At 57.9% G+C, this 26310-nt stretch carries 26 protein-coding genes; 20 read left to right on the forward strand and 6 right to left on the reverse strand.

What is annotated here, in order from left to right:
• The first annotated feature begins 1 nt into the window (after position 1).
• Positions 2 to 244 (forward strand): sulfurtransferase TusA, encoded by a 243-nt coding sequence (gene tusA, locus ACL2XM_RS22885; protein ID WP_410013066.1) that lies wholly within the window; start codon positions 2 to 4, stop codon positions 242 to 244.
• Here tusA and ACL2XM_RS22890 read toward each other — a convergent pair whose 3' ends face one another.
• The gene (locus tag ACL2XM_RS22890) at positions 245 to 871 is read right to left on the reverse strand and encodes a lysoplasmalogenase (RefSeq protein WP_413727528.1); all 627 of its coding nucleotides are present in this window, start codon (positions 869 to 871) and stop codon (positions 245 to 247) included. It lies immediately after the preceding gene.
• Between the two features lie 225 nt (positions 872 to 1096).
• On the opposite strand from ACL2XM_RS22890, the gene ACL2XM_RS22895 reads away from it, so the two are divergent.
• Positions 1097 to 1420 (forward strand): DUF1820 family protein, encoded by a 324-nt coding sequence (locus ACL2XM_RS22895; RefSeq protein WP_410013068.1) that lies wholly within the window; start codon positions 1097 to 1099, stop codon positions 1418 to 1420.
• Positions 1421 to 1436: 16 nt separating this feature from the next.
• Here ACL2XM_RS22895 and ACL2XM_RS22900 read toward each other — a convergent pair whose 3' ends face one another.
• Together ACL2XM_RS22900 and rsmD are read right to left on the reverse strand one after the other, a co-directional pair.
• Positions 1437 to 1724 (reverse strand): DUF1145 family protein, encoded by a 288-nt coding sequence (locus ACL2XM_RS22900; protein ID WP_410016695.1) that lies wholly within the window; start codon positions 1722 to 1724, stop codon positions 1437 to 1439.
• Positions 1714 to 2322, reverse strand: coding sequence for a 16S rRNA (guanine(966)-N(2))-methyltransferase (gene rsmD, locus ACL2XM_RS22905; RefSeq protein ID WP_410013069.1), 609 nt, complete (start codon positions 2320 to 2322; stop codon positions 1714 to 1716). The genes ACL2XM_RS22900 and rsmD overlap by 11 nt, the downstream gene beginning before the upstream one ends.
• Before the next feature lie 227 nt (positions 2323 to 2549).
• On the opposite strand from rsmD, the gene ftsY reads away from it, so the two are divergent.
• From ftsY to ACL2XM_RS22930, 5 genes are all read left to right on the forward strand, one after another.
• Positions 2550 to 3971 (forward strand): signal recognition particle-docking protein FtsY, encoded by a 1422-nt coding sequence (ftsY, locus tag ACL2XM_RS22910; RefSeq protein ID WP_413731662.1) that lies wholly within the window; start codon positions 2550 to 2552, stop codon positions 3969 to 3971.
• Positions 3972 to 4016: 45 nt separating this feature from the next.
• Complete coding sequence (gene ftsE / locus ACL2XM_RS22915; RefSeq protein ID WP_410013071.1) at positions 4017 to 4685, forward strand: cell division ATP-binding protein FtsE; 669 nt, start codon at positions 4017 to 4019, stop codon at positions 4683 to 4685.
• Positions 4675 to 5661 carry a permease-like cell division protein FtsX gene (gene ftsX, locus ACL2XM_RS22920; RefSeq protein WP_410013072.1) on the forward strand — a complete coding sequence of 329 codons (987 nt, stop codon included), beginning with the start codon at positions 4675 to 4677 and terminating at the stop codon, positions 5659 to 5661. The genes ftsE and ftsX overlap by 11 nt, the downstream gene beginning before the upstream one ends.
• Positions 5662 to 5873: 212 nt before the next feature.
• Positions 5874 to 6731, forward strand: a complete 858-nt coding sequence (rpoH, locus tag ACL2XM_RS22925; protein WP_410013073.1) for an RNA polymerase sigma factor RpoH — start codon at positions 5874 to 5876, stop codon at positions 6729 to 6731.
• A gap of 357 nt (positions 6732 to 7088) precedes the next feature.
• Positions 7089 to 7592 carry a hypothetical protein gene (locus ACL2XM_RS22930; protein ID WP_413729254.1) on the forward strand — a complete coding sequence of 168 codons (504 nt, stop codon included), beginning with the start codon at positions 7089 to 7091 and terminating at the stop codon, positions 7590 to 7592.
• Positions 7593 to 7676: 84 nt separating this feature from the next.
• On the opposite strand, the gene panM is transcribed toward ACL2XM_RS22930, so the two are convergent.
• Positions 7677 to 8078: an aspartate 1-decarboxylase autocleavage activator PanM gene (gene panM, locus ACL2XM_RS22935; RefSeq protein WP_410013075.1), complete on the reverse strand. Its 402-nt coding sequence runs from the start codon at positions 8076 to 8078 to the stop codon at positions 7677 to 7679.
• Between the two features lie 399 nt (positions 8079 to 8477).
• Here panM and ACL2XM_RS22940 point away from each other — a divergent pair, with 399 nt between their 5' ends.
• The 10 genes from ACL2XM_RS22940 (at position 8478) to ugpQ (ending at position 19675) form a co-directional block, all read left to right on the forward strand.
• Positions 8478 to 9587 carry a branched-chain amino acid ABC transporter substrate-binding protein gene (locus ACL2XM_RS22940; RefSeq protein WP_410013076.1) on the forward strand — a complete coding sequence of 370 codons (1110 nt, stop codon included), beginning with the start codon at positions 8478 to 8480 and terminating at the stop codon, positions 9585 to 9587.
• Positions 9588 to 9668: 81 nt separating this feature from the next.
• A complete protein-coding gene (gene livH, locus ACL2XM_RS22945; protein WP_331120756.1) occupies positions 9669 to 10595 on the forward strand; it encodes a high-affinity branched-chain amino acid ABC transporter permease LivH in 927 nt (308 codons plus the stop codon).
• Positions 10592 to 11863, forward strand: coding sequence for a high-affinity branched-chain amino acid ABC transporter permease LivM (locus tag ACL2XM_RS22950; RefSeq protein WP_410013077.1), 1272 nt, complete (start codon positions 10592 to 10594; stop codon positions 11861 to 11863). Before livH ends, ACL2XM_RS22950 begins: the two co-directional genes overlap by 4 nt.
• A complete protein-coding gene (livG, locus tag ACL2XM_RS22955) occupies positions 11860 to 12639 on the forward strand; it encodes a high-affinity branched-chain amino acid ABC transporter ATP-binding protein LivG (RefSeq protein ID WP_410013078.1) in 780 nt (259 codons plus the stop codon). The genes ACL2XM_RS22950 and livG overlap by 4 nt, the downstream gene beginning before the upstream one ends.
• Positions 12639 to 13358, forward strand: a complete 720-nt coding sequence (livF, locus tag ACL2XM_RS22960; RefSeq protein ID WP_410013079.1) for a high-affinity branched-chain amino acid ABC transporter ATP-binding protein LivF — start codon at positions 12639 to 12641, stop codon at positions 13356 to 13358. Before livG ends, livF begins: the two co-directional genes overlap by 1 nt.
• 1370 nt (positions 13359 to 14728) lie before the next feature.
• A complete protein-coding gene (ugpB, locus tag ACL2XM_RS22965) occupies positions 14729 to 16048 on the forward strand; it encodes a sn-glycerol-3-phosphate ABC transporter substrate-binding protein UgpB (protein WP_413731663.1) in 1320 nt (439 codons plus the stop codon).
• Between the two features lie 65 nt (positions 16049 to 16113).
• Positions 16114 to 17004, forward strand: a complete 891-nt coding sequence (gene ugpA, locus ACL2XM_RS22970; protein ID WP_413731664.1) for a sn-glycerol-3-phosphate ABC transporter permease UgpA — start codon at positions 16114 to 16116, stop codon at positions 17002 to 17004.
• Positions 17001 to 17846, forward strand: a complete 846-nt coding sequence (gene ugpE, locus ACL2XM_RS22975) for a sn-glycerol-3-phosphate ABC transporter permease UgpE (protein ID WP_410013082.1) — start codon at positions 17001 to 17003, stop codon at positions 17844 to 17846. The genes ugpA and ugpE overlap by 4 nt, the downstream gene beginning before the upstream one ends.
• Positions 17847 to 17852: 6 nt before the next feature.
• Positions 17853 to 18929: a sn-glycerol-3-phosphate import ATP-binding protein UgpC gene (locus tag ACL2XM_RS22980; RefSeq protein WP_413731666.1), complete on the forward strand. Its 1077-nt coding sequence runs from the start codon at positions 17853 to 17855 to the stop codon at positions 18927 to 18929.
• Positions 18926 to 19675 carry a glycerophosphodiester phosphodiesterase gene (gene ugpQ, locus ACL2XM_RS22985; RefSeq protein ID WP_410013084.1) on the forward strand — a complete coding sequence of 250 codons (750 nt, stop codon included), beginning with the start codon at positions 18926 to 18928 and terminating at the stop codon, positions 19673 to 19675. Before ACL2XM_RS22980 ends, ugpQ begins: the two co-directional genes overlap by 4 nt.
• A gap of 167 nt (positions 19676 to 19842) precedes the next feature.
• Here ugpQ and ACL2XM_RS22990 read toward each other — a convergent pair whose 3' ends face one another.
• Positions 19843 to 20136, reverse strand: coding sequence for a DUF2756 domain-containing protein (locus tag ACL2XM_RS22990; RefSeq protein WP_410013085.1), 294 nt, complete (start codon positions 20134 to 20136; stop codon positions 19843 to 19845).
• 215 nt (positions 20137 to 20351) lie between these two features.
• Between ACL2XM_RS22990 and ggt the strand changes: the two genes are divergently transcribed.
• The gene (gene ggt, locus ACL2XM_RS22995; RefSeq protein ID WP_413733254.1) at positions 20352 to 22028 is read left to right on the forward strand and encodes a gamma-glutamyltransferase; all 1677 of its coding nucleotides are present in this window, start codon (positions 20352 to 20354) and stop codon (positions 22026 to 22028) included.
• 144 nt (positions 22029 to 22172) lie between these two features.
• Positions 22173 to 23072 (forward strand): carboxylate/amino acid/amine transporter, encoded by a 900-nt coding sequence (locus tag ACL2XM_RS23000; protein ID WP_410013086.1) that lies wholly within the window; start codon positions 22173 to 22175, stop codon positions 23070 to 23072.
• Here the strand turns inward: ACL2XM_RS23000 and metR are convergent.
• Positions 22978 to 23913, reverse strand: a complete 936-nt coding sequence (gene metR, locus ACL2XM_RS23005; protein WP_410013087.1) for an HTH-type transcriptional regulator MetR — start codon at positions 23911 to 23913, stop codon at positions 22978 to 22980. The two genes, ACL2XM_RS23000 and metR, sit on opposite strands and share 95 nt — an antisense overlap.
• A gap of 102 nt (positions 23914 to 24015) precedes the next feature.
• Here metR and metE point away from each other — a divergent pair, with 102 nt between their 5' ends.
• A complete protein-coding gene (metE, locus tag ACL2XM_RS23010; RefSeq protein ID WP_410013088.1) occupies positions 24016 to 26292 on the forward strand; it encodes a 5-methyltetrahydropteroyltriglutamate--homocysteine S-methyltransferase in 2277 nt (758 codons plus the stop codon).
• Positions 26293 to 26310: the final 18 nt, after the last annotated feature.

The following is a 26310-nucleotide window of genomic DNA, read 5'->3' on the forward strand; positions in this document are numbered from 1 at the left end:
TATGTCTGACTGCTTTGCCGATGCCGACCTCACCCTTGATGCCCAGGGCTTGCGCTGCCCTGAGCCGGTTATGATGGTGCGTAAAACCGTCCGCCAGATGCAAACCGGCCAAACGCTGCTGGTCATCGCCGACGATCCGGCCACAACCCGCGACATTCCCGGCTTTTGCCGGTACATGGAACATGCCCTGCTGGCGCAGTCGACCGGGGAATTACCCTACCGTTATCTGTTGCGCAAAGGCTAATCAAAAATACAGGGACCGCACAATCAGGAAGTGGCCGGCGAAATAACTGGCCGCAATCACCGCTTTCGCCGCCCCGAAAGGGTAACGGAAATGGCTGATAAGCCACAGCACGGTGGTCAGCAGCAGCAGGCTCGCGCCCGCCAGCAGTGAAAAACTGTGATCGGTGCTGCGGGCAAAGTACTGTTCACCGGCGATCCATACCATCAGCAGGGTCATGCCGATATACGTACAAATCGCCCAGCGCAGCTCCGCCAGGCGCGACCACAGCACGGCTATCAGCGCCGCGCCGATAATCAGCAGCACCACGGGCAGCGGCCAGAAGACGGTAAAGGTCATCTGGCTGGCGAACCCTATGGTATAGAGCAGGTACGATAAGAAATAGGCGCCGATAACGTACATCATGCGTTCATTGGTCAGCAGCAGCAGCGCATCGCCCACCATGGTCGCCACCAGGCCGAGGATAATCAGGTAACCGGCGACGGTCAGCACCGGCGCCTGCGCCGCCAGGGCCAGGAGCAGCAGCAGGGTAACCGGCTTGAATAACCAGCGTTGCCATACCGGGCCTCGATAGGTGGCGTCGACAAACAACCAACCTGAAAAAACGACAGCGATAAATGACCAGAGCATAGTGTTTTTATCCTTATGTGCAGTGAGGGGGCGTTCCCTGATGTCTCATTTGGTACGATTAGCGCAGAGAAATTATGACGATCGTAAATTCAGTGTAGGGGATCGATATGGGTTTAACCCAGATTTAGGGACTGAGTGTGTTGTTACGGCGCTTTATGCTATGTTAGCGCCAGAATTTTTCCATGCAAATGACAATTACCCAGAAATGTGGGAGATAGCCGGGTTATGAGCAGCGAACTGCCCTTATATCGGATTCAATTTATCAATAACGGCAAAAACTATCAGCTTTATGTGCGCGAACTCAGCCAAAGCCCTATGTTCGGCTTTATCGAAATCGGCGAGTTTGTGTTTTACAGCCAAAGCGCCGTGTTGGTCGACCCGTCCGAAGAAAAACTGAAAACCGAATTTGCCGGCGTCAGCCGCAGCTATATTCCGCTGCACGCGGTGATCCGTATTGATGTCGTGACGGAAAAAGGCAGCGCGCGTATTTCCGATCTTGGCGATAATGTCACCACGTTCCCCTATTTTCCCGGCAAAAAACCCTCTTAAGCGCTCGTCCCGCGCGCTATTTATCCAGGCCGGCCGGCTTTTGCGCGCGTTGTTTCTTTTGCCAGGCCAGCATTTCAAATACGCCGAATAAAAACATGCGCGCCTGGAAAAGACGGCTGAGCTTGGGTTCGTCGCGGGTCAGGGTGGCTTTGAGCAGCGTGAGCTGTAACCCGTGCATAATCACCATAAAAATCATGGCGATATCAAGGAAATATTTTAACGGGCGCGGAAAGGGATGGATCAGGTTAAACACCAGGAATCCCCAGATAAGCAACATCAGTAAACGGCCCAGATTAATCCACATCATGTCGCTCCTGAAAGGGGCCATCTTGACGAATGTACAACCGGCAGGCCACCTGGCCGGCGACTTTTTCGCGGTGCAGGCGCCAGTGCGCGGGCGTCGCGACGTCGTGGTTTTCCGTTTCGGTCTCAAGATAAATCCAGGCGCCGGGCGCCAGCCAGTGATGCTGTTCCAGTAATTGCACCGTCTGGCCGATAAGCCCGCGGCGAAAAGGGGGATCGAGAAAGACCAGATCGTGCGGGGTACCCGGCTGCGCCAGCCAGCGCAGGCTGTCGGTCACGACAACCCGGCCGTTGGCGGCGCCCAGCAACTGCATGTTTTTATCCAACTGGGCGGCTACGGATCGGTCTTGTTCCAGCAGCGTGGCGGCGCCGGCGTGACGGGACAGCGCCTCCAGGCCCAGCGCGCCGCTGCCGGCAAAACAATCCAGGCAGCGCGCGCCCTGGATCATCGGCGCCAGCCAGTTGAACAGCGTTTCCCGCACCCGGTCGGTGGTAGGGCGCAGCCCCGGGCTATCCGGCACCGGCAGTTTACGCCCGCGCCATTGACCGCCGATAATGCGGATTTGCCCGGCGGGACGCGAAGGGATTTTTTTTGCCATAGATGTCTTATTGTTCGCCAAATCAGTCAAAAAACCGGGTCAGGGTCTGTTGCCGGCTATTCTACCGGGCCGGCGACGCTTGGGGAATGTTATTTCGCTCTTGTTCGCCGACGGCGGGGAAAAGCCAACGCCAGGCGTGTTGAGCGGCCGCGAAGGTGATAAACTATCAGGTTTATCAGTCACGTTATTCATCCGCCATGATTCTTCGGCGAGGAGTGTAGTCGCAAATGGCAAAAGAGAAAAAACGCGGTTTCCTTTCCTGGTTAGGCATTAAGCGTCAGGATGACGAACCGGAACAGGAAAAACCGGTTGACCAGGATGCGCCGATCGCGGCCGAGGATGCCGCCGCGTCATCGCCCCCGGCCGGCGAGGCGGCGGCTCGCGATACGGCACGGGATATCGTCGATATCACCGAACAGGTATCGGCGCGACAAACGGAGGGCGACCACGCCGGGCGTGATGACGCGAGTCTGGCCCTTGCCGAAGATGTCCGTCCTGAAGATACGCAACCGCCGGCGCAGGACGATATCGCCGTGGCCGACGGGGATCGCGCCGGATATGGCGAATCAGGCCTGGCCCTCGCAGAAGACGTCCGTCCCGGCGAAGGGGCGTTGGCGGCCGCGGAAGATCTCGCCTGGCGCGACGAGGATAGCGTCGGCGTTCCGGAGATCGACGGGGCCGGCGGCGTGCCCCTGACCGAGCAGCAACGCCCGACCCGGGAAGGTTTTTTCGCCCGCCTGAAGCGGGGGCTGCTTAAGACCAAACAAAACCTCGGATCCGGATTTATCGGATTGTTTACCGGTAAGAAAATAGACGATGATCTGTTTGAACAGCTTGAAGAACAATTGCTGATTGCCGACGTGGGGGTGGAAACCACCCGCAAGATTATCGCCGGCCTTATCGAGCATGCCGACCGCCGGCACCTGAAGGACGCGGACTCGCTTTACGTCAAATTAAAAGAAGAAATGGGCGCCATCCTCGCCAGGGTCGATCGGCCGCTGGACGTGGGCGGCAAGACGCCGTTTGTCATTTTGATGGTCGGCGTCAACGGCGTCGGCAAGACCACCACCATCGGTAAATTGGCGCGCCAGTACCAGGCGCAGGGCAAAACCGTGATGCTGGCGGCCGGCGACACCTTCCGCGCGGCGGCGGTGGAGCAGCTGCAGGTCTGGGGCCAGCGTAACCGGATCCCGGTTATCGCCCAGCACACCGGCGCCGATTCCGCATCGGTCATCTTTGATGCCATCCAGGCGGCCAAGGCCCGCGGCGTTGATGTCCTTATCGCCGATACCGCCGGGCGCCTGCAGAACAAAAGCCATTTGATGGATGAACTGAAGAAAATCGTGCGGGTCATGAAAAAGCTGGACGACGACGCCCCCCATGAGGTTATGCTGACCCTGGACGCCAGCACCGGCCAGAACGCCGTCAGCCAGGCGCGGTTATTTAACGAAACGGTGCCGCTCACCGGCATTACCCTGACTAAACTGGACGGTACCGCCAAAGGCGGCGTGATCTTCGCGGTGGCCGACCAGTTCGGTATCCCGATCCGTTATATCGGCGTGGGCGAGGGCATTGAGGATTTGCGGCCGTTTAACGCCCCGGATTTTATTGAGGCGCTATTTTCACGGGATGTTACACAAGAACATTGATTGGTTGCCCAACAGGGTCCATTTTGCCCGAGAGGATTAATTAGGATGATTCGCTTTGAACAGGTCAGCAAAGCGTATCTTGGCGGACGACAGGCGCTGCAAAGCGTCAATTTTCATCTTCGTCCCGCCGAGATGGCCTTTCTGACCGGCCATTCAGGCGCGGGGAAAAGTACCCTGCTGAAACTGATATGCGGTATTGAACGGCCTAGCGCGGGTCATATATTTTTCGGCGGCCACGACATCAGTCGCCTGAAAAATGGCGAGGTGCCCTTTTTACGCCGCCAGATCGGCATGATCTTTCAGGATCATCATTTGCTGCTCGATCGCACCGTCTATGACAATGTGGCGATGCCGCTGATTATCGCCGGCGCCAGCGTCGAGGATATCAGGCGTCGCGTTTCGGCGGCCCTGGACAAGGTCGGCCTGCTGGATAAGGCGCGTAATTTCCCCATCCAGCTGTCGGGCGGCGAACAGCAGCGGGTCGGCATTGCCCGGGCGGTGGTGAATAAACCCGCGGTGCTGCTGGCGGACGAGCCTACCGGTAATCTGGATGACGCCTTGTCGGAGGAGATTTTACGCTTGTTTGAGGAATTTAACCGGGCCGGCGTGACGGTATTGATGGCCACCCATGACCTGAGCCTGATTGCCCGGCGGCGCTATCGCATCATGTCCCTTAGCCAGGGCAGGTTAGACGGGGGCCAGGATGGTGAATAAGCTTAACCGGCCCAAGGGCGCGCGCAGCGCCAAGCCGTTAAAAAACAAAAGTAAGGCGCTGCAAAGCGGCTGGCGCGAGCAATGGGGCTATGCCTGGAAAAGCGCGCTGGCGGATTTGCGCCTGCAGCCCCTGGCGACCTTATTAACTATTGCGGTAATTGCCATTTCGTTAACCTTGCCCAGCGTATGTTATCTGGTATGGAAAAATGTCAGCCAGGCGGCGGAGCAATGGTATCCCGCGCCGCAGTTGACCGTCTACCTGGACAAGGCCCTGGACGACGACGCGGCGCTTAAGGTGCTGGGAAGGCTTAAGCAGGAAGCCGGCGTGGAAAAGGTCAACTATCTGTCCCGCGAGGAGGCGATGGGGGAATTCCGTAACTGGTCGGGCTTCGGCGGCGCGCTTGATATGCTGGAGGAAAATCCGTTGCCCGCGGTGGCCATTATTACGCCTAAGCTGGATTTTCAGAGCGCCGACACCCTCAAGACCCTGCGCGACCGGGTCGCGGCGGTGCCGGGAGTGGATGAAGTCCGCATGGACGACAGCTGGTTTGCTCGCCTGGCGGCGTTAACCGGGCTGGTGGGGCAGGTTGCCGCCACCATTGGTCTGCTGATGATTATCGCGGTGTTCCTGGTTATCGGCAACAGCATCAGGCTGAGTATTTTCAGCCGCCGCGAAACCATTAATGTAATGAAGCTGCTGGGCGCCACCGACGGCTTTATCCTGCGGCCGTTTCTTAACGGCGGCGCGCTGCTGGGCCTGGGGGGCGCGATTTTGTCGCTGATCCTTTCGGAAACACTGGTCTGGCGGCTGGAGTCGGTGGTGGCGAAGGTCGCCGCGGTATTCGGCACCTCCTTTGCGCTGCACGGACTGGACTGGGAAGAGACGCTGCTGCTGCTGCTGATTTCCGCCATGATAGGCTGGGTGGCCGCCTGGATGGCGACGGTGCAACATTTACGTCATTTTACACCCCAATAACGTTTTTTTGTTATAATAGGGCATCGGATGTTGCGACCGCACGAGCTGATCCCCGTAGATAATGGTTATGAACTAAAATCGCTGTGAGCTAAAAATGGCAATGAACTAAGGTGTTCATCCCCGGTCTCATTAATGGCTAGCTGATTAATGAGGCCCATCAACCGGGCGCGCCATAAGGCAGCAGCATCAGAACATATTACGAGAGGACTTGAATGATTAAAGATATGCAAGCTTTAGCCCTGATTCCCCAAGGCAGTCTGGAAGCCTATATCCGGGCAGCCAACGCCTATCCTATGCTTACAGCGGAGGAAGAGCGGTCATTGGCTGAACAGCTGCATTATCAGGGCGACCTGGAGGCGGCCAAGCGGCTAATCCTGTCACACCTGCGCTTTGTCGTTCATATTGCGCGTAATTATTCCGGCTACGGCCTGCCGCAGGCCGACCTGATCCAGGAAGGCAACATCGGGCTGATGAAGGCGGTCCGCCGCTTTAACCCCGAAGTCGGGGTGCGCCTGGTTTCCTTTGCCGTCCATTGGATCAAGGCCGAAATCCACGAATATGTATTGCGCAATTGGCGCATCGTGAAGGTGGCCACCACCAAGGCGCAGCGCAAGCTGTTCTTCAACCTGCGCAAGAGCAAGCAGCGCCTGGGGTGGTTTAACCAGGACGAAGTGGAGATGGTGGCCAAAACCCTGGGCGTGACCAGCAAGGACGTGCGGGAAATGGAATCGCGCATGGCGGCGCAGGATATGACCTTCGATCCAACGCCGGATGAAGAAGCCCGTGACGGGCAAGCGATGTCCCCCATGCTGTACCTGCAGGACAAGTCCTCCGACTTTGCCGACGGTATCGAGGAGGATAACTGGGACGATCATGCGGCGGATAAGCTCAGCGTGGCGCTGGAAGGGTTGGATGAACGCAGCCAGCACATCATCCGCGCGCGCTGGCTTGACGATGACAACAAATCCACGCTGCAGGAGCTGGCGGATAAATATGGCGTCTCGGCGGAACGCGTGCGCCAGCTGGAAAAAAACGCCATGAAAAAGATGCGTCTGGCGATAGAATCCTGACGGGTTTTTCAATCAAATCATAATTCCAAACGGCCGGTATATATACCGGCCGTTCTCATTTTGAGCTCCCGCCCGCTCATCAATAAGTGACGTATTAAATATTTATTTAGTTAAATAACTCTGCAATAAATTATGAATGTAATGGAATATTTTTTTGTACTTAATGATGAATATTATTTTTACTAAAAATAGGCAGGGAATAACAATTTTCTGATTGATGTAGTCATCGTTATTTTATTATTGAACAAGTCTGCCTTTATCATCCCTATTGAAGTCGATAAACTTAACGGGTAAAGTTATACATAATCCGCTTATAATATTCTGCTATAGAGAAATAAAATAGTAACAGGAGATAATATGGAAAAGGTTAATGGGAATATTCCCACTGACAATGGAGTGATCGCATTTACGCCCCCACCTGCCGACAGCATGGTCGCACATAATACGATACTGGCCGGAAGACTACGCAACGCCGGAAACGCGCCCGGTTGCACAGCACTGAATCAGTGTCATCACCCCATGGGCCATTATCCAATGCCAACGGCCATCTATCTCCCCGTTTATCCCGTCTATATGGGATGTTATACGCCGGGATATGTTTATCCGCCCCGGGCTATGGTGCATAACCAAATAAACCTGTCTGTCTGCACTTCGCCTGAAATAGCCGCTTATCCGCAAGAGAGCCGGCAGCAAGCCGTTGGTAAAGAAAGACTCCCGGTTTTTCCCAGCCGGTTCCAAGGTACCTATCGCGGCCCGCTACGCAGCAAGAAAGATATCGCTAAGCCGTCCATGCCTAATCCTGTTGACTCAGCTATTGATACCGGCTCATTAAATGAAAATAAGAAATTCATATTAAAGTGAGCGGAATAATATAAATAGCCATAGTGGTATGTGATCATGCTGCCGCTTTACCCGCCCTAATGCATTCCCGGAAGCCGGCTGGAATCAACGGCGTTTGTGCCAGCCGTCCGGCTCCTGGCAAAAACCGCAGGCATCCATAAACTGCGCCATCACCGCCAGGTCTTCGAAGTATTGGTTATTGCCTAGCCACCAATGATTGATTTCCGGCAGCAGCCGCTGCACTTCCGTCATAAGATAGAGCCCTACGCCGCGGCGGCGGGTTACCGCGCGCACCTGCGGCGCCACCAGGCGGCCTTCGTTCCATTCGTTATCAATGATCACCTGCACCGCGCCTAATAACCTGTCGTTAAAACGGGCGGCGAACACCGCGTGCGAGCCGGAAAGGCGGGCGTTGAGCAACGCGATATCGGTATTTGGCCAAATTTTCGCCAAATCAATCATATCCTGCGGGGTAAAACGGGATAACTGCTCAATAGTCAATTTCATACGTGTAATCACTTAAGACATAAAAAAATAATGTAGCGAATTTGTTGACAAAAGATTGTCTAAATCTTGCGATGATTAAAATAGCAATAAGTGATGCCCATCACAATAATTCCGGGTAAACGATCTCCCTGAATAGCCTAACCTAGCACGACCCGCTAGAAGATGATGAAAATACCGATAATAATATCATTATTTTGTGCTGTCCATGCAGGTTATTTCTGAAAGTATAAGTTGATTTACAGCATAATATTTCTGTTTAATAATATGAAAAATAAAGCTTATTAGAGAATCTTCGCAATCTGTAGGCTAAAGCATTATTACATATAATAAAAATACCAAATAGCGGTGAAAAACCGGCCAAAAAACAGGCAGCAAACACAACAAAACGGAGAACAGTGGATGAAATTCAACAAAGGCAACGCTTTGCTGGCCGGCTGTATGGCCATGGCAATGAGCCATTCCGTCTGGGCACAAGATATCAAGGTCGCCGTGGTCGGCGCAATGTCCGGTCCGGTTGCCCAATATGGCGACATGGAATTTACCGGGGCGCGCCAGGCCATTGCCGATATTAACGCCAAGGGCGGGGTAAAGGGCAACAAACTGGTGGGCGTCGAATATGATGACGCCTGCGATCCAAAGCAGGCGGTGGCGGTGGCCAATAAAGTCATCAACGATGGCATAAAGTATGTCATCGGCCATCTTTGCTCCTCCTCCACCCAGCCGGCGTCCGATATCTATGAAGACGAGGGCGTCATCATGATCACCCCGGCGGCCACCAATGCCGACCTGACCACGCGCGGCTATAAGATGATTATGCGTACCACCGGCCTGGACTCCGATCAGGGGCCGACCGCCGCGAAATACATCCTTGACGCGGTCAAACCTAAACGCATCGCCGTGGTTCACGACAAACAGCAGTACGGCGAGGGTCTGGCGCGTTCGGTACAGGACAGCCTGAAGAAAAATGGCGGCAACGTGGTGCTGTTCGAAGGGATTACCGCCGGTGATAAGGATTTCTCAACCCTGGTGGCGCGCCTGAAGAAAGAGAACGTTGATTTCGTTTATTTCGGCGGGTATTACCCGGAAATGGGGCAAATCCTGCGCCAGGCTAAACAGGCCGGACTGACCACCAAATTCATGGGGCCGGAAGGGGTAGGCAATTCCTCGTTATCCAACATCGCCGGCGCCGCCTCCGAAGGCATGCTGGTGACCCTGCCGAAGCGTTATGATCAGGTACCGTCCAACCAGCCGATAGTCGCCGCGCTGAAGGCGAAAAAGCTCGATCCCACCGGTCCGTTCGTCTGGACTACCTATGCGGCGGTACAGTCCCTGGCGGCCGGTATGGAAAGCGCCGGCATGGAACCGGCCGATATCGTCAAGGACCTGAAAGCCAGGACCGTGGAAACCGTTATGGGTCCATTGAGCTGGGATGAGAAGGGCGATCTGAAAGGATTTGAGTTCGGCGTATTTACATGGCACGCAGACGGTACTTCCACACCGATTAAATAATCTGCCGTTCCTCCCTGGTTAAAAAAATATCGCCGCTCCCGTTGGCCTCGCGTCACCGGGAGCGGCTTCGAAGGTTAAGGTATGTCCGAGCAGTTCCTTTATTTTATGCAGCAGTTGTTCAACGGCCTGACGTTGGGCAGCACCTATGCATTGATTGCCATTGGCTACACCATGGTTTACGGCATTATCGGCATGATTAACTTCGCCCACGGCGAAGTCTATATGATCGGCAGTTATGTCTCCTTTATTGTTATTGCCGCGCTGATGATGATGGGCATCGACGCCGGCTGGCTGCTGATCGGCGCCGGGTTTATCGCCGCCATCGTGATTTCCAGCGCCTACGGCTGGAGCATAGAACGGGTGGCCTATAAGCCGGTACGCTCCTCCAAGCGCCTGATTGCCCTGATTTCAGCCATCGGCATGTCTATTTTCCTGCAAAACTACGTTAGCCTGACGCAGGGTTCGCGGGATCTGGCGCTGCCGAGCCTGGCCAGCGGCCAATGGGTGCTGGGCGAAAGCAATGGTTTTGTCACCAGCATCAGCACCATGCAATTTACCATCTGGGCGGTGACCTTTGTCGCCATGCTGGCCCTGACGTTGTTTATTCGTTATTCACGCATGGGCCGCGCCTGTCGCGCCTGCGCGGAAGATTTGAAAATGGCCAGCCTGCTCGGCATCAGCACCGACCGGGTTATTTCACTGACCTTTGTGATTGGCGCGGCGATGGCGGCGGTGGCCGGCGTGCTGCTGGGCCAGTTTTATGGCGTCATCAACCCCTATATCGGCTTCATGGCCGGCATGAAGGCGTTTACCGCCGCGGTGCTGGGCGGTATCGGCAGCATTCCCGGCGCGATGCTGGGCGGGTTGATCCTGGGGGTAGCAGAGGCGCTGACCTCGGCCTACCTGAGCAGCGAATATAAAGACGTGGTCTCGTTCGCGTTGCTTATCGTGGTGTTGCTGGTGCTGCCCACCGGCATCCTGGGCCGTCCGGAGGTTGAGAAGGTATGAAGATCAACCATTTATTAAACGCGCTGTTCTGCGCGTTTATGCTGCTGGTGCTGGCCGCCTTTATGATGGGTATGCGCCTGAGCCTGGACGGTACCCACCTGGTGGTGCATAACGCCGGTGCGGTACGCTGGTATTGGATCGGTGCCGGCTGCGCGGTGGTGTTCGTGTTCCAGCTGTTGCGGCCGGTTTTCCAGCATAGCCTGAAAAAAATCAGCGGGCCGTCCTGGGTATTGCCGAGCTTTGACGGCTCCACGCCGCGCCAGAAATGGCTCGCGCTGGTAATGATCCTGGCCGCCATCGCCTGGCCGTTCCTGGTATCGCGCGGCACGGTGGATATCGCCACCCTGACGCTTATCTATGTGATGCTGGGCCTGGGGTTGAACGTGGTGGTGGGATTATCCGGCCTGCTGGTACTGGGCTACGGTGGATTCTATGCCATCGGCGCCTACACCTATGCGTTGCTGAATCATTACTGCGGCCTGGGTTTTTGGGAAAGCCTGCCCCTGGCGGGGCTGGTCGCCGCCGGTTTTGGCCTGTTGCTGGGTTTTCCTGTGCTGCGCCTGCGCGGCGATTATCTGGCCATCGTTACCCTGGGATTTGGCGAGATCGTCCGTATCCTGCTGCTTAACAATACCGAGATAACCGGCGGGCCGAACGGGATCAGCCAGATCCCGAAACCCACCTTTTTTGGCCTGGAGTTTAACCGCAGCCCGCGCGACGGCGGTTGGGACACCTTCCATAACTTTTTTGGCCTGACCTACGACCCCAGCGACCGGATTATCTTTTTATATATGGTGGCGCTGCTGTTGGTGATTTTAACCTTGTTTGTGATAAACCGTCTGCTGCGCATGCCGCTGGGCCGGGCCTGGGAGGCGCTGCGCGAGGATGAAATCGCCTGTCGTTCGCTGGGCCTGAGCCCGACCCGTATCAAACTGACCGCCTTTACCATCAGCGCGGCGTTCGCCGGTTTTGCCGGGACGCTGTTTGCCGCGCGCCAGGGTTTTGTCAGCCCGGAGTCGTTTACCTTCGTCGAATCCGCCTTTGTGCTGGCCATTGTGGTGTTGGGCGGTATGGGGTCGCAGTTCGCGGTGATCCTGGCGGCCATCCTGCTGGTGGTGTCCCGCGAGCTGATGCGTGACCTGAACCAGTACAGCATGCTGCTGCTGGGCGCCTTGATGGTGCTGATGATGATCTGGCGACCGCAGGGCCTGTTGCCGATGAAACGTCCGCAGATGAAAATGAAGACCGGTAAAGGAGCGCAGGCATGACGTCCACGGCATTGCAGCCCCTGTTATCCGTTAAGGCGTTGACCATGCGTTTTGGCGGTCTGCTGGCGGTTAACCAGGTTGAACTGGAATTATTCCCCGGCGAAATCGTGTCGCTGATTGGCCCCAACGGCGCCGGTAAAACGACGGTGTTTAACTGCCTGACCGGGTTTTATCGTCCCACCGGCGGCACTATCATGCTGCGCGATCAGCATCTGGAAGGGCTTCCGGGCCAAACCATCGCCCGTATGGGGGTGGTGCGTACCTTCCAGCATGTGCGCTTATTCCGGGAAATGACGGTAATCGAAAACCTGCTGGTGGCGCAGCATCAGCATCTTAAAAGCGGCGTATTTGCCGGCTTGCTGAAAACCCGCGCCTTCCGCCAGGCGGAAGCCGAGGCGCAGGATTATGCCGGCGCCTGGCTTGACCGCGTGGGTTTACTGGAGTTGGCTAACCGTCAGGCGGGTAACCTGGCCTATGGCCAGCAGCGCCGGCTGGAGATTGCCCGGTGCATGGTGACGCGCCCGTCGCTGCTGATGCTTGATGAACCGGCCGCCGGCCTGAACCCGAACGAGACCGCCGAGCTGAACCTGCTGATTGCCGAACTGCGGTCACAGCATAATGTATCGGTGTTATTGATTGAGCATGATATGAAGTTGGTGATGGGTATTTCCGATCGCATTTATGTGGTTAACCAGGGCATGCCGTTGGCAAAGGGTACGCCCGCCGAGATTCGCAGTAACCCGGACGTGATTCGGGCCTATTTGGGAGAGGCCTGATGACTCAGGATACCGCTATGCTGTCATTGCACCGGGTGTCGGCGCATTACGGTAAAATCCAGGCGTTGCATGAGGTGAGCCTGCATATTAATCCGGGCGAGATCGTGACGCTTATCGGCGCCAACGGCGCCGGCAAAACCACGTTGTTGGGTACGCTGTGTGGTGATCCGCGCGCCTCCAAGGGCCGGATTATGTTTGAGGGCGGCGATATTACCGATTGGCCGACGGCGCGGATCATGCGTGCCTCGATTGCCATCGTGCCGGAAGGGCGGCGGGTGTTTTCGCGGATGACGGTGGAAGAGAACCTGGCGATGGGGGGGTTCTTTGCCGACCGTCCGCAGTATCAGCAGCGGATTAAGCGGGTGTTCGAGCTTTTCCCGCGTTTGTATGAGCGTCGTGTGCAGCGCGCGGGCACCATGTCCGGGGGCGAGCAGCAGATGCTGGCCATTGGGCGGGCGTTGATGAGCCAGCCGCGATTGCTGCTGCTGGATGAGCCTTCGCTGGGACTGGCGCCGATTATTATCCAGCAGATATTCGATACCATCGAGCAGTTGCGTCAGGAGGGGATGACCATTTTCCTGGTGGAGCAGAATGCGAACCAGGCGCTGAAACTGGCTGACCGCGGCTATGTGTTGGAAAACGGCCATGTGGTGCTGGAGGATAGCGGCGAGGCGTTGCTGGCGAACGAGGCGGTGCGCAGCGCTTATCTGGGCGGGTGAGGTTATGTTGCCGCGGCGAGGGTTTGGCTGATGCTTGCGGGGAGGTTTATGTTGCCGCGGCTGGGGTTTCGCTGACACTTGCGGGTGAGGTTTATGTTGCCGCGGCGAGGGCTTCGCTTGCCATGCGTTCGGTTGTTTTATGTCGTGCCGGGCGCCGGCAAGCGACAAAGAGGCCGTACCGCGACGGCCTCCTTGACCTCCGCGCGTCCGGCAGATCGTGCGCCGCTGCGCGGTGCCCGGCATCACCCATCCCGGCTTGTGGACCGCCCGGCATGCGTTCCAGACGCAAGCCGGGCTTTCGCCGCTCCCGGCGGCTCATCCAGCCGTGATGTGCGCCGCCGGCGCACTCTATGCCGGCACCACGTCAACACCATCGCCTGCCAGCAAAACAGCGTTTTGGGGTCCTTAGCGGTATGCGCTTACCGGGAAAGGTCTCAGTATTCCTTTTGCGCTAATGTTTACAGGCTGATGGCTGATGGCTGATGGCTAATGGCTAATGGCTGAAAGCGTAATGCTTAATGTTAAAACTCAAAACTCAAAACTCAAAATTGAATGATGAATGTCATATGGCATAACTGCATGACTGCATGACTGCATGACTGATAAGTCTCTTTCGGTATGCCTGCTTTTCGCTATGTCAGCGGCATTCCAGACCCGTTGCATTCTGTAATGGTTAACCGTATCCCGGCGCCAGACCTTATCCCAAGCATCAGCGCCGCTGTTGTTTCATAATATGCGGTGCGAACCGCGAAATAGGGACCGGCATAAAGCGCGCTGACGGCGCCTGTGACCCCGGCATGAGCCGCCGGGAGCGGCGAAAGGCCCGGTAGCGCCGGGAGCGCATACCGGGCCGGTGCATCACGGGGGCATGGGCGGCGGAAGGCATCGCGCAGCGACGCGCGACCTGCCGGGCGCGCGGAGGTCAAGGAGGCCGTCGCGGTACGGCCTCTTTGTCGCTTGCCGGCACCCGGCATTCCATATAACCGCCGAACGCACGGCAAGCGAAACCTTCGCCGCGGCAACATAAACCTCCCCGCCGCCCGCCACCAGTCGCAAGCCGCCAGCAGCCAGCAGATTAATTGTGATGCTTGCCGGCCCGCCTGTAAGCTCAAAGCGCCTGCCGCGCCGGGGTGCGCTCCGGTGAACTGAGACTGCCGCTTCGCCCCCATCGGCAGGCTTTCCCGCTGGGAATTAAGGGCGTTAAGCCGACTCGCCGGTTGATTCCGACACCGTCAGGCCCGCCTGGCGACGCGCTGGGCGGAGAATTCGCCGCGCGCTGTCACCCCGCTGTCATAAGGGTGTTATTTTTCTGTCATTTCAGCATGTCATGTTACAGGCCGATGAACTTTTCCGGCATTCAGGAGCATGGCATGTTGAAGCACTCAATTCGTATCGCCGCCTTAAGCGTGGCGTTGACGCTGGCCGTGAGCACCAGCGCCCAGGCAGTGACCGAAATTCCTTTCTGGCATTCAATGGATAGCGTGCTGGGCACCGAGGTGGATTCCCTGGCCGCGCGCTTTAACCAGACGCATCCTGATTATCATGTCGTGCCGGTGTACAAGGGGAATTACGAGCAGGGCCTGACGGCGGGCATCGCGGCATTCCGTACCGGCACCGCGCCGGCGATTTTGCAGGTGTATGAAGTCGGCACCGCCACCATGATGGCCAGCAAGGCCTATAAGCCGGTGTACCAGGTGTTTGAACAGGCCGGCATCAAGAATGACGAGTCGGCGTTTGTACCCACCGTTTCCGGCTACTACAGCGACAGTAAGACCGGGCATCTGTTGTCCCAACCCTTCAACAGCTCGACCCCGGTATTGTATTACAACAAGGACGCCTTTAAAAAAGCCGGACTGGATCCGGAACATGCCCCGCAAACCTGGCAGGAACTGGCCGCGGCGGCCGCTAAACTGCGCGCCAGCGGTATGGCATGCGGTTATGCCAGCGGCTGGCAGGGTTGGATCCAAATCGAGAACTTCAGCGCCTGGCATGGCCTGCCGGTGGCGACCAAGGATAACGGCTTTGCCGGCAACGACGCGGAGCTGATTTTTAATAAGCCCGAGCAGGTGAAGCATATCCAATTGCTGTCGGACATGAACAAGAAAGGGGATTTCAGCTATTTCGGCCGTAAGGACGAGTCCACCGAGAAGTTTTACAACGGCTCATGCGGCATGACCACCGCCTCGTCAGGCTCCCTGGCCGCGATTCGCCAGTATGCCAAGTTTAATTACGGCGTGGGTATGATGCCGTATGACGCCGACGTGAAGAACGCGCCGCAAAACGCCATTATCGGCGGCGCCAGCCTGTGGGTGATGAGCGGTAAGGATGACGCGACCTATAAAGGGGTGGCGGAGTTCCTGCAGTTCCTTGCCCAGCCTGATATCGCCGCCGAGTGGCATCAGAAAACCGGTTACCTGCCCATCACCACCGCCGCGTATGAGCTGACCCGAACCCAGGGTTTTTATGACAAAAACCCCGGCGCCGATATCGCCACCCGCCAGATGCTGAATAAACCGCCGTTGCCGTTCACCAAAGGCATGCGGTTGGGCAATATGCAGCAAATCCGCACCGTGGTGGACGAAGAGCTGGAACGCGTCTGGACCGGCAAGGCCACGCCTCAGGAGGCCCTGGACAGCGCGGTTAAACGCGGCAACCAGTTGCTGCGCCGGTTTGAACAATCGCTGAAGTAAACCTCAGTTGGCGACCCGCCGCGCCGTGCGGCGGGTACATTTTTGCATTGCGGGTTGGGTTGTTTATGGCTATCGCGCCCCATCGCGGATTCAAACAACGCTGGCTGGCCTATCTTCTGGTGCTGCCGCAGTTGGTGATTACCGCGATTTTTTTTCTTTGGCCGGCGGGGACCGCGCTGTGGTATTCGGTGCAGCGGGTGGACCCGTTCGGAATAGAGAATACCTTTGTCGGCCTGGATAATTTTGTCCAGCTGACAGAGGATGAATATTATCTGGATTCCCTGGTCACGACGCTTATCTTCAGCGGCCTGGTGACCGGCATCGGCCTGCTGGTGGCGCTGTTGCTGGCGGCGCTGGTGGATTATGTGCTGCGCGGCAAACGTATTTACCAGACGCTGCTGCTATTGCCCTACGCGGTGGCGCCGGCGGTGGCTGCGGTATTATGGATGTTCCTGTTCAGCCCCGGGCTGGGGCTTATCGCCTATCTGCTTAATAATCTGGGGTATCACTGGAATCATGCGCAAAACAGCGGGCAGGCGATGTTCCTGGTGGTGCTGATCTCCATCTGGCAGCAGGTAAGCTATAACTTTTTGTTTTTCCTCGCCGCGCTGCAATCCATTCCGCGTTCACTGGTGGAGGCCGCAGCCATCGACGGCGCCGGCCCGGTACGGCGATTTATCGATTTATCGCTGCCGCTTATCACGCCGGTGAGCTTTTTCCTGCTGGTCATCAACCTGGTGTACGCTTTTTTCGATACCTTTCCGGTCATCGACGCGGCAACCGCCGGCGGGCCGGTGCAGGCCACCACTACCCTGATTTACAAAATCTACCGCGAGGGTTTTGCCGGCCTGGATCTCTCCAGTTCCGCCGCGCAGTCGGTGGTGCTGATGATGGTGGTGATTGTGCTGACGGTCATCCAGTTTCGTTTTGTCGAGCGTAAGGTGCGATATCAATGATAGAACATCGCCGCGGACTGGATATCTTCAGCCATTTAATACTGATACTAAGCGTTGCCGTTATTCTGCTGCCGTTATATATCGCGCTGGTGGCGGCCACCATGGACAACCGCCAGGTGTTCCAGGTGCCGTTGAGCCTGGTGCCGGGCAGCCATCTGTGGGAAAACATCCGCCATGTCTGGCAAGAGGGCGTGGGCAGCCAGGCGGTGCCGTTCAGCCGGCTGCTGTTCAATAGCTTGGTCATGGCGCTGGGAATCACCCTGGGCAAGATCAGCGTGTCGATGTTATCCGCCTACGCCATCGTTTATTTTCGCTTTCCATTGCGCAACCTGTTTTTCTGGCTGATCTTCATGACGCTGATGCTGCCGGTGGAAGTGCGTATTTTTCCCACCGTCGATGTGATAGCCAATCTGCATTTGCTTGATAGCTATACCGGCCTGACGTTGCCGTTGATGGCATCCGCCACCGCAACATTCCTGTTCCGCCAGTTCTTTATGACCATTCCCCATGAACTGCTGGAGGCGGCGCGCATCGACGGCGCCGGGCCGCTGCGGTTTTTGTGGGATATCCTGCTGCCGCTGTCGAAAACCAATCTGGCGGCGCTGTTTGTGATCATCTTTATCTACGGCTGGAACCAGTATCTGTGGCCGATCCTGATTATCAACAACAGCGCGATGGGCACCGCGGTGGCGGGCATCCGCAGCATGATCGCCAGCGGCGACAGCGCCACGCAATGGAATTATGTGATGGCGGCGATGCTGCTGACCATGATCCCGCCCCTGGCAATCGTATTGCTGATGCAGCGCTGGTTTGTGCGCGGCCTGGTTGATAGCGAGAAATAAAACATTATGGCGAGTTTGATTTTACAAGCGGTCGAAAAGACCTATGACGGCAAGACGTCGGTGATAGCGCCCTTAAACCTGGACGTGGCCGACGGGGAGTTTATCGTAATGGTCGGGCCTTCCGGCTGCGGCAAATCGACCCTGCTGCGCATGGTCGCGGGGCTGGAGAGCGTCAGCAGCGGCGATATTTATATTGATGGCGAACGGGTGACGGAGCGTGAACCCAAGGATCGCGGCATTGCCATGGTGTTTCAGAATTATGCGCTCTACCCCCATATGAGCGTCTATGACAATATGGCCTACGGCCTGAAAATTCGCGGTTTCGGCAAACAGCATATCCAACGGCTGGTGGAGCGCGTGGCGCAGATATTGGAACTTGGGGAACTGCTGAAACGCAAGCCGCGCGAACTGTCCGGCGGGCAGCGCCAGCGCGTGGCGATGGGGCGAGCGCTGGTGCGGGAGCCGGCGGTATTCCTGTTTGATGAGCCGTTATCCAATCTTGACGCCAAATTACGCACCCAGATGCGGCTGGAACTGCAAATACTGCATCGGCGGCTGAGGACCACCAGTCTGTATGTGACCCACGATCAGGTAGAGGCCATGACGCTGGCGGAGCGGGTGATCGTAATGAATAAGGGGCGGGTGGAGCAAATCGGCACCCCGACGGAGATTTATCGCCGCCCGGCATCGCTGTTTGTCGCCGGTTTTATGGGGTCTCCCGCCATGAATTTGCTGCCGGGACGCGTAAGCGAGGATGGCGGCAGCTTCCAGGTCAGCGGCGGCCCGTCGCTGCCCTTGCCCGCCGTCGGCGCGCAATGGCGCGGGCGCGAGTTGACCGCGGGTATCCGTCCGGAGCATATTGAACAGTCAGGGCGCGCAACTGACGGCCCGGCGCTGGAAATTATTTCACTTGAGCAACTGGGTGCGGATAACCTGGTCCATGGGCGCTGGGGTGGGCGTTCCATGGTGATACGACTGCCGCATGATGAGCAGCCCGCCATTGGGACGATACTTTATTTACGGTGTCCTGCCCATGCATGGCACTTTTTTGATCCCTTAAGCGGATCCCGGGTGGACTTATGACAAAAAACTGGCCTTATCCGACCATCGTCGCGCATCGCGGCGGCGGCTCGCTGGCACCTGAAAACACCCTGGCGGCCATTGATACCGGCGCACGCTATGGCCATAAAATGATTGAGCTGGATGCGAAGCTTTCAGCCGACGGACAGATTTTTTTATTGCATGACGATACGCTGGATCGTACCAGCAACGGCCATGGCATCGCCGGCCACTTTGCCTGGGACGATCTGGCGCTGCTGGATGCCGGGGCCTGGTTCAACGATAAGTTCCGCGGCGAACCCTTGCCGCTGCTGGCGGACGTTGCCGCCCGCTGCGAGCGGCATGGCCTGGCGGTGAATATCGAAATCAAACCCACCACCGGCACCGATATCGGCACCGGTCGCGCCGTGGCGCAGGCGGCGGTTCAGCTGTGGCAAGAGTGCGACGTACCGCCGCTGTTGTCCTCGTTTTCCGTCGACGCGCTGGCGGCCGCTTTGCAGGTTGCTCCCCAACTGCCGCGCGGGTTGTTGCTGCACTTTTGGGATGATAATTGGCCGCGGCTCGCCCAGGAACTCCAGTGCAGCGCGCTGCACCTGAATCATGAAGTGCTGACTGAAGAGCGGGTGGCGAAAATCACCGATGCCGGCCTGCATATCCTGGCTTATACCGTGAATAGCCCTTATAGAGCGCGCGCCCTGCTGAGCTGGGGGGTTGATACCCTGTGTACTGACCGGATTGATTTGATCGGGCCCAATTTTGCCAATAGCTAGCGCCACCTTTTAGCTATGCGGGCGCGCTGACGCCTGGCATGCTGACATCCTATATCCTGCGAACCGCCAGGCCGCCACCGGTAGGGTCCGCGGCATAAACCCGCACCAACCCGGGCTCCTCGCCTGACGACAGGCACCGCGAATTTCGCGCCGGGTTGACCCCTGGCTCAGGGATTTTGCTGCGGCTGTTTTAGCGGCGTGTTCTGCTGCGCCCGCTGACGATCGTTGTTAAGCTGCGATTGCAGCTGGCTGCGCTGCTGTTGCTGCTGGGCTTGCTGCTGTTGCTGCAAGCGGAGCTGCTGCTGCTGCGCGCTGGATTGCATCTGCTGTTTCAACTGTTGCTGGGCCGGGCTTTGCGCAAACGGATCGTTGCGCTGCGCGGGCGTGAGGGGTTTAACCGCCGCCGTAACCGCAAACGACGCCAGCATGACCGGCAGCAATAGCCAAAAATAGGTTTTCATGAGTGGCTCCGTGATGATGACTTTATCATTTTAACCGTTAAACGCGCCAAACGCAGGGTGAAGCGTGCGTATTTGCGTGCGGCGTCCCAGGTAAATATTGAAACTGCCGTTAAATTGGTTAATAAGTAAATAAATAAAACCATCAGGAAGAAAACCTTATGCCTATTCTTTCCTCCGGTCGCTTGTTGTCGCTGGTCCTTGCCCTGTTGCTGATCATGCCGCCTGCCGGCGCCGCGCCGTTGTCCTACGGCATTGAAAATGATATCCAGCATCCGGTGTATGCCCGGCACGGCATGGTTTCCACGGTAGACGAGACGGCAACGGGGGTGGGGTTGGATATCCTGCGCGCGGGCGGCAACGCGGTGGATGCGGCGGTGGCGGTAGGGTACGCGCTGGCGGTAACCCACCCGCAGGCGGGCAACCTGGGCGGCGGCGGTTTTATGCTGGTGCGCACGCGACAGGGCGAAACGGTGGCGATTGATTTTCGTGAAATGGCGCCGGCCGGGGCCACGCGCGATATGTTTATCGGCCCGGACGGCAACGCCGACAGCAAACGTTCGCTGACCAGTCCGCTGGCCTCCGGTACGCCGGGTACCGTCGCGGGTATGTCGCTGGCGCTGGACCGTTTCGGCACCCTGCCGCTGGCCCGGGTGATGCAGCCGGCCATTAAGCTGGCCCGGGAGGGGTTTAGCGTTGATAAGGCCCTGGCCGACGACCTGGCCTCTTATGGCAGAGAAGCGCTTATCAACCATCCGAACAGCAAGGCGGTATTTTTTAAAGCCGACGGCCAGCCCTATGCCGAGGGGGAGAGACTCAGCCAGCCGCAGCTGGCCCACAGCCTTACGCTTATCGCCGAGCAGGGGCCGCAGGCGTTTTATCAGGGCGTCATCGCTGACGAAATCGCCGCCGAGATGCAGCGTGACGGCGGGCTTATCGGCAAGGCCGATCTCGCCGCCTACCGGGCGGTGGCGCGCCAGCCGGTATCCGGCAGCTATCGGGGATATCAGGTCTTTTCCATGCCGCCGCCTTCCTCCGGCGGCATCCATATTATCCAGATCCTGAATATCCTGGAGAATTTTGACCTGGCGCATATGGGCGCCGGCAGCGCTGACGCCATCCAGGTGATGGCGGAGGCAATGAAATTCGCCTATGCCGATCGCTCGGAATATCTCGGCGATCCGGACTTCGTCAAGGTTCCGGTCCAGGCGCTGACCAGCAAGGCCTATGCCAAAACCCTGGCGCAGCGCATCGATGTCAACCGGGCCAATCCGTCGGTCACCATCAAGCCTGGCCAGTTGCAGCCCTACGAGAGCGATCAGACCACCCATTACTCGGTGGTGGATGGGCAGGGCAACGCGGTGGCGGTAACGTATACCCTCAACACGTATTTCGGCAGCGGCATCATGGCCGGCGACAGCGGCATTCTGCTCAATAACGAAATGGATGATTTTTCCGCCAAACCCGGCGTGCCGAATATGTATGGGCTGGTGGGCGGGGACGCCAACGCCGTCCAGGCCGGTAAGCGGCCGTTGTCCTCCATGTCGCCCACCATCGTGGTAAAGGACGGCAAGACCTGGCTGGTTACCGGCAGCCCCGGCGGCAGCCGCATTATCACCACCGTGCTGCAAATGCTGGTCAATACCATCGATTTTCAGATGAATGTCGCCGAGGCGAGCGCCGCGCCGCGGTTTCATCAGCAGTGGACCCCGGACGAGCTCCGGGTGGAAAAAGGCTTTAGCCCCGATACCCTCAAGCTGCTGGGCGAACGGGGACAGCACATCAAGGTCTTGCCGGTAATGGGCAGTACGCAGAGCATCATGGTGATGCCCGACGGCACATTTACCGGCGCCTCGGACCCGCGCACCATTGATGACCTGACCGCCGGTTATTAACGCCGCCTTGGGGCGGCACAGGCTGGGGCCGGCGGCCGGTCTCCGCCTGTGTGCTCATTAAACATCCATCTGTAAACCCGATTAATCAAAATTATCTGAACGAATCCGCTAGAATAGCGCTTTGGTTTTACAGGATAACCCAACGTGCCGCTGCTTATCATCACCACCATTTTATGGGCGTTTTCATTCAGCCTGATCGGCGTATACCTGGCCGGACAGGTCGACAGCTATTTTTCGGTGCTGGTGCGTCTTACGCTTGCGGCGCTGGTTTTCCTGCCGTTCTTGCGCTGGCGCGGCTACCGCGTCAAGCCGCTGCTGCTGTATATGGCGATCGGCGCCTGCCAGTTGGGCATCATGTATATGATTAGCTACCGGGCCTATCTCTATCTGTCGGTGCCGGAATTTTTACTGTTTACCGTCATGACGCCCTTATACGTGACGCTGGTATACGACCTGCTGCGCCGTCGCCGGCTGCGCTGGGGATATGTGCTCAGCGCCATGCTGGCGGTGGCCGGCGCGGCTATCATCCGCTACGACGGCGTCAGTGCGCATTATTGGCACGGCCTGCTGCTGGTGCAGGCGGCCAATTTGATGTTCGCTATCGGCCAGGTGGGCTACAAACGGCTGATGGAGGTATACCCGATGCCGCAGCATACGGCGTTTTCCTGGTTTTACCTCGGTTCGTTTATCGTGGCGCTGGCGGGCTGGTGTCTGTTCGGCAATGCGCAGCAGTTGCCCGCCACCTCATTGCAATGGGGCGTGCTGATCTGGCTGGGGGTCGGCGCTTCGGCGCTGGGGTATTTTATGTGGAACTACGGCGCCACCCAGGTGGATGCGGGTACGCTCGGTATTATGAATAATTTTCATGTTCCCGCCGGCCTGCTGGTCAATTTCGCCATCTGGCAACAACAGCCGCACTGGCCGAGTTTTATCGTCGGCGCGTTGGTGATCATGGCGTCGCTGTGGGTTCACCGCCGCTGGATCGTTGGGCATCCCGCACATACGGCAAATGCGCGCAGGCATGCTGACGAGACGAGCGAATAAAGGCCTCGATGACGGGCTGGCGCTGCTCGCCGTCCCTGACCGCGGCGTAAAGCCGGCTCCACAGCCCTTTACCCAGGGTCTTGGTCACAATCAGTCCCTGGCGCTCAAAACTTTCCACCACCCAATGTGGCAGCGCGGCGATGCCCATGCGCGCCGACACCATCTGTATCAGCAGTAGGGTATTGTCCACGCTCTTGAGTACCGGACTTATGCCCGCCGGCTGCAGGAAATGCCGCCAGATATCCATACGCTGGCGCTGAACCGGGTAAATCATCAGCACTTCCTCGCTTAAATCCGCGGGCGCTATCCGCTCTTTTAACGCCAGCGGATGATCGGGCGCCAGCACCAGCCGCACCTCATAATCAAACATCGGCACATAAAACAGCCCGCTGCGCGGCAGGATATCCGAGGTCAGCACCAGGTCCAGCTCGCCCTGCTGCAGGGCGGGCTGCGGATCGAAGGTTACGCCCGAGCGAAAATCCACCAGTACCTGCGGCCATAGCTCGCGAAATTCGGTAAGCGCGGGCGTTAGCCATTGAATACAGCTATGGCACTCAATGGCCAGGCGCAGCGTGGTCTGGCGCGGCTCCAGGCAGTTTTGCAGCGCCTGCTGCACCTGGGGCAGGATTTGTTCGGCCAGCTGCAGCAGGATCTCGCCCTGAGGGGTAAAACGCAGCGGCTGGCTTTTGCGCACGAACAACCGGAAGCCCAGCCGCTGCTCCAGATCGCTGAACTGATGCGAGAGCGCGGATTGCGTCTGGTGAAGCTGCGCCGACGCGGCGGCCAGCGAGCCGCTGTTACGCAGCGCCTGCAGCGTGCGCAGATGTTTAAGTTCGATCATGAGGGTGTTTCACCTGGAAGTGAATAATTTGCGCTTGTGGATAATACAGTACATGGTGAATATGGATGTGTAAACATCCGGACGTCTAAATGGGAGAGAGCAATGGCAATTTTAAGTCACACACTGGGTTTTCCGCGCGTGGGCTTGCACCGCGAACTGAAAAAAGCGCAGGAAAGCTATTGGGCAGGGAAATCGTCGCAGCAGGACTTGCTGGCCGTGGGCCGCGAACTGCGCGCGCGCCACTGGCAACAGCAGAAAGATGCCGGCGTGGACCTGCTGCCGGTGGGCGATTTTGCCTGGTATGATCATGTTCTGACCACCAGCCTGATGTTGGATAATGTGCCGGCGCGCCATCGCGACGGCGCCAATGCGTCCGATCTTGATACCCTGTTTCGCATCGGCCGCGGCCGGGCGCCTACCGGTGAACCCGCCGCCGCCGCGGAAATGACCAAATGGTTTAATACTAATTATCACTATATGGTGCCGGAGTTTTCCCGCGGCCAATCTTTCCGCCTGGGCTGGACGCAACTGCTGGACGAAGTGGACGAAGCCCTGGCGCTGGGCCATAACGTCAAGCCGGTGCTGCTGGGGCCTGTCAGCTATCTGTGGCTGGGTAAGGTAAAGGGTGAAGCCTTCGACCGCCTGTCGCTGCTGACCGGAATATTGCCGGTGTATCGCCAGGTACTGGCGGAGCTGGCTAAACGCGGTATCGAATGGGTGCAAATCGACGAGCCGGCGCTGGTATTGGAACTGCCGCAGGCCTGGCGTGACGCCTATCAAACCGCCTATCAGGATTTGCAGGGATCGGTCAAGCTGCTGCTGACCACCTATTTCGACAGTATCGGCCACCATCTGGACCAGATTCGCGCGTTGCCGGTCCAGGGCCTGCATGTAGACCTGGTGGCGGGCAAGGATAATCTTGCTGTACTGCACGCGCAGTTGCCGGCGGACTGGCTGCTGTCGCTGGGCATCATCAACGGCCGCAACGTCTGGCGCGCCGACCTTGCCGCCTGCCTTGAGCGCATCCAGCCGCTGGCCGGCCAGCGCCCGCTATGGGTGGCAACCTCTTGTTCGCTGTTGCACAGCCCCATAGATTTAAGCGTCGAGACCCGTCTGGACGACGAGGTGAAAAGCTGGTTCGCCTTTGCCCTGCAAAAATGCGCCGAGCTGGGACTGCTGCGGGCGGCGCTGGCGCAGCCCGATGACGCGCATCTGCGGGAACTGGCGCAATACAGCCAGCCTATCCGCAATCGCCGTCATTCCAGCCGGGTCAATAATCAGCAGGTCAGCGCCCGCCTGGAAAAAATCACCGCGCAGGACAGCCGGCGCCAACAGCCTTATACGCAGCGCGCCCAGGTGCAGCGCCGGCGTTTTGACCTGCCGGCATGGCCGACCACTACCATAGGTTCATTCCCGCAAACCGCCGATATCCGCGGCCTGCGCCTGGACTTCAAACGCGGGCGCCTGGATAAAGCGCGTTACCGCACCGGGATTGGCGAGCATATTAAACACGCCATCGCCGAACAGGAACGCCTGGGGCTTGATGTGCTGGTGCACGGCGAGGCCGAGCGCAACGATATGGTGGAGTACTTCGGCGAACATCTGGACGGCTTTGTCTTTACGCAAAACGGCTGGGTGCAAAGCTACGGCTCCCGCTGTGTAAAACCGCCGATTATCATCGGCGATATCAGCCGCCCGTCGCCCATCACCGTGGAATGGGCGCAATATGCCCAGTCGCTGACCGACAAGCCGGTGAAAGGCATGCTTACCGGTCCGGTGACCATCCTGTGCTGGTCGTTCCCGCGCGAGGATGTCAGCCGTAAGACGATTGCGCGCCAGATAGCTTTGGCGCTGCGCGATGAAGTGGCGGATTTGGAGCAGGCGGGCATCGGCATTATCCAGATCGACGAACCGGCGCTGCGTGAAGGGCTGCCGCTGCGGCAAAGCGAGTGGCCGGCCTACCTGGCATGGGCGGTGGAGGCCTTTCGTTTGAACGCCGCGGTGGCGCGCGACGACACCCAGATCCATACCCATATGTGCTACTGCGAGTTTAACGACATCATGGATGCCATTGCGGCGCTGGACGCCGATGTGATCACCATCGAAACTTCGCGTTCGGATATGGAGCTGCTGGAAAGCTTTAAGGAATTTGATTATCCCAATGAAATCGGACCCGGCGTTTATGATATCCATTCCCCGAACGTGCCGAGCGAGGAGTGGATCGTCACGCTGCTGCGCAAGGCCGCCGAGCGTATTCCGGCGGAACGCCTGTGGGTCAATCCGGATTGCGGACTTAAAACCCGCGCCTGGCCGGAAACCCGCCAGTCACTGGCGAATATGGTCAGCGCCGCGAAACGACTGCGCGCCGAACAAAGATAAGCCAATTAAGAGGCGCCT

Source organism: Sodalis sp. RH20, assembly GCF_047324205.1.
In the GTDB taxonomy this organism is placed as follows: domain Bacteria; phylum Pseudomonadota; class Gammaproteobacteria; order Enterobacterales; family Enterobacteriaceae; genus Acerihabitans.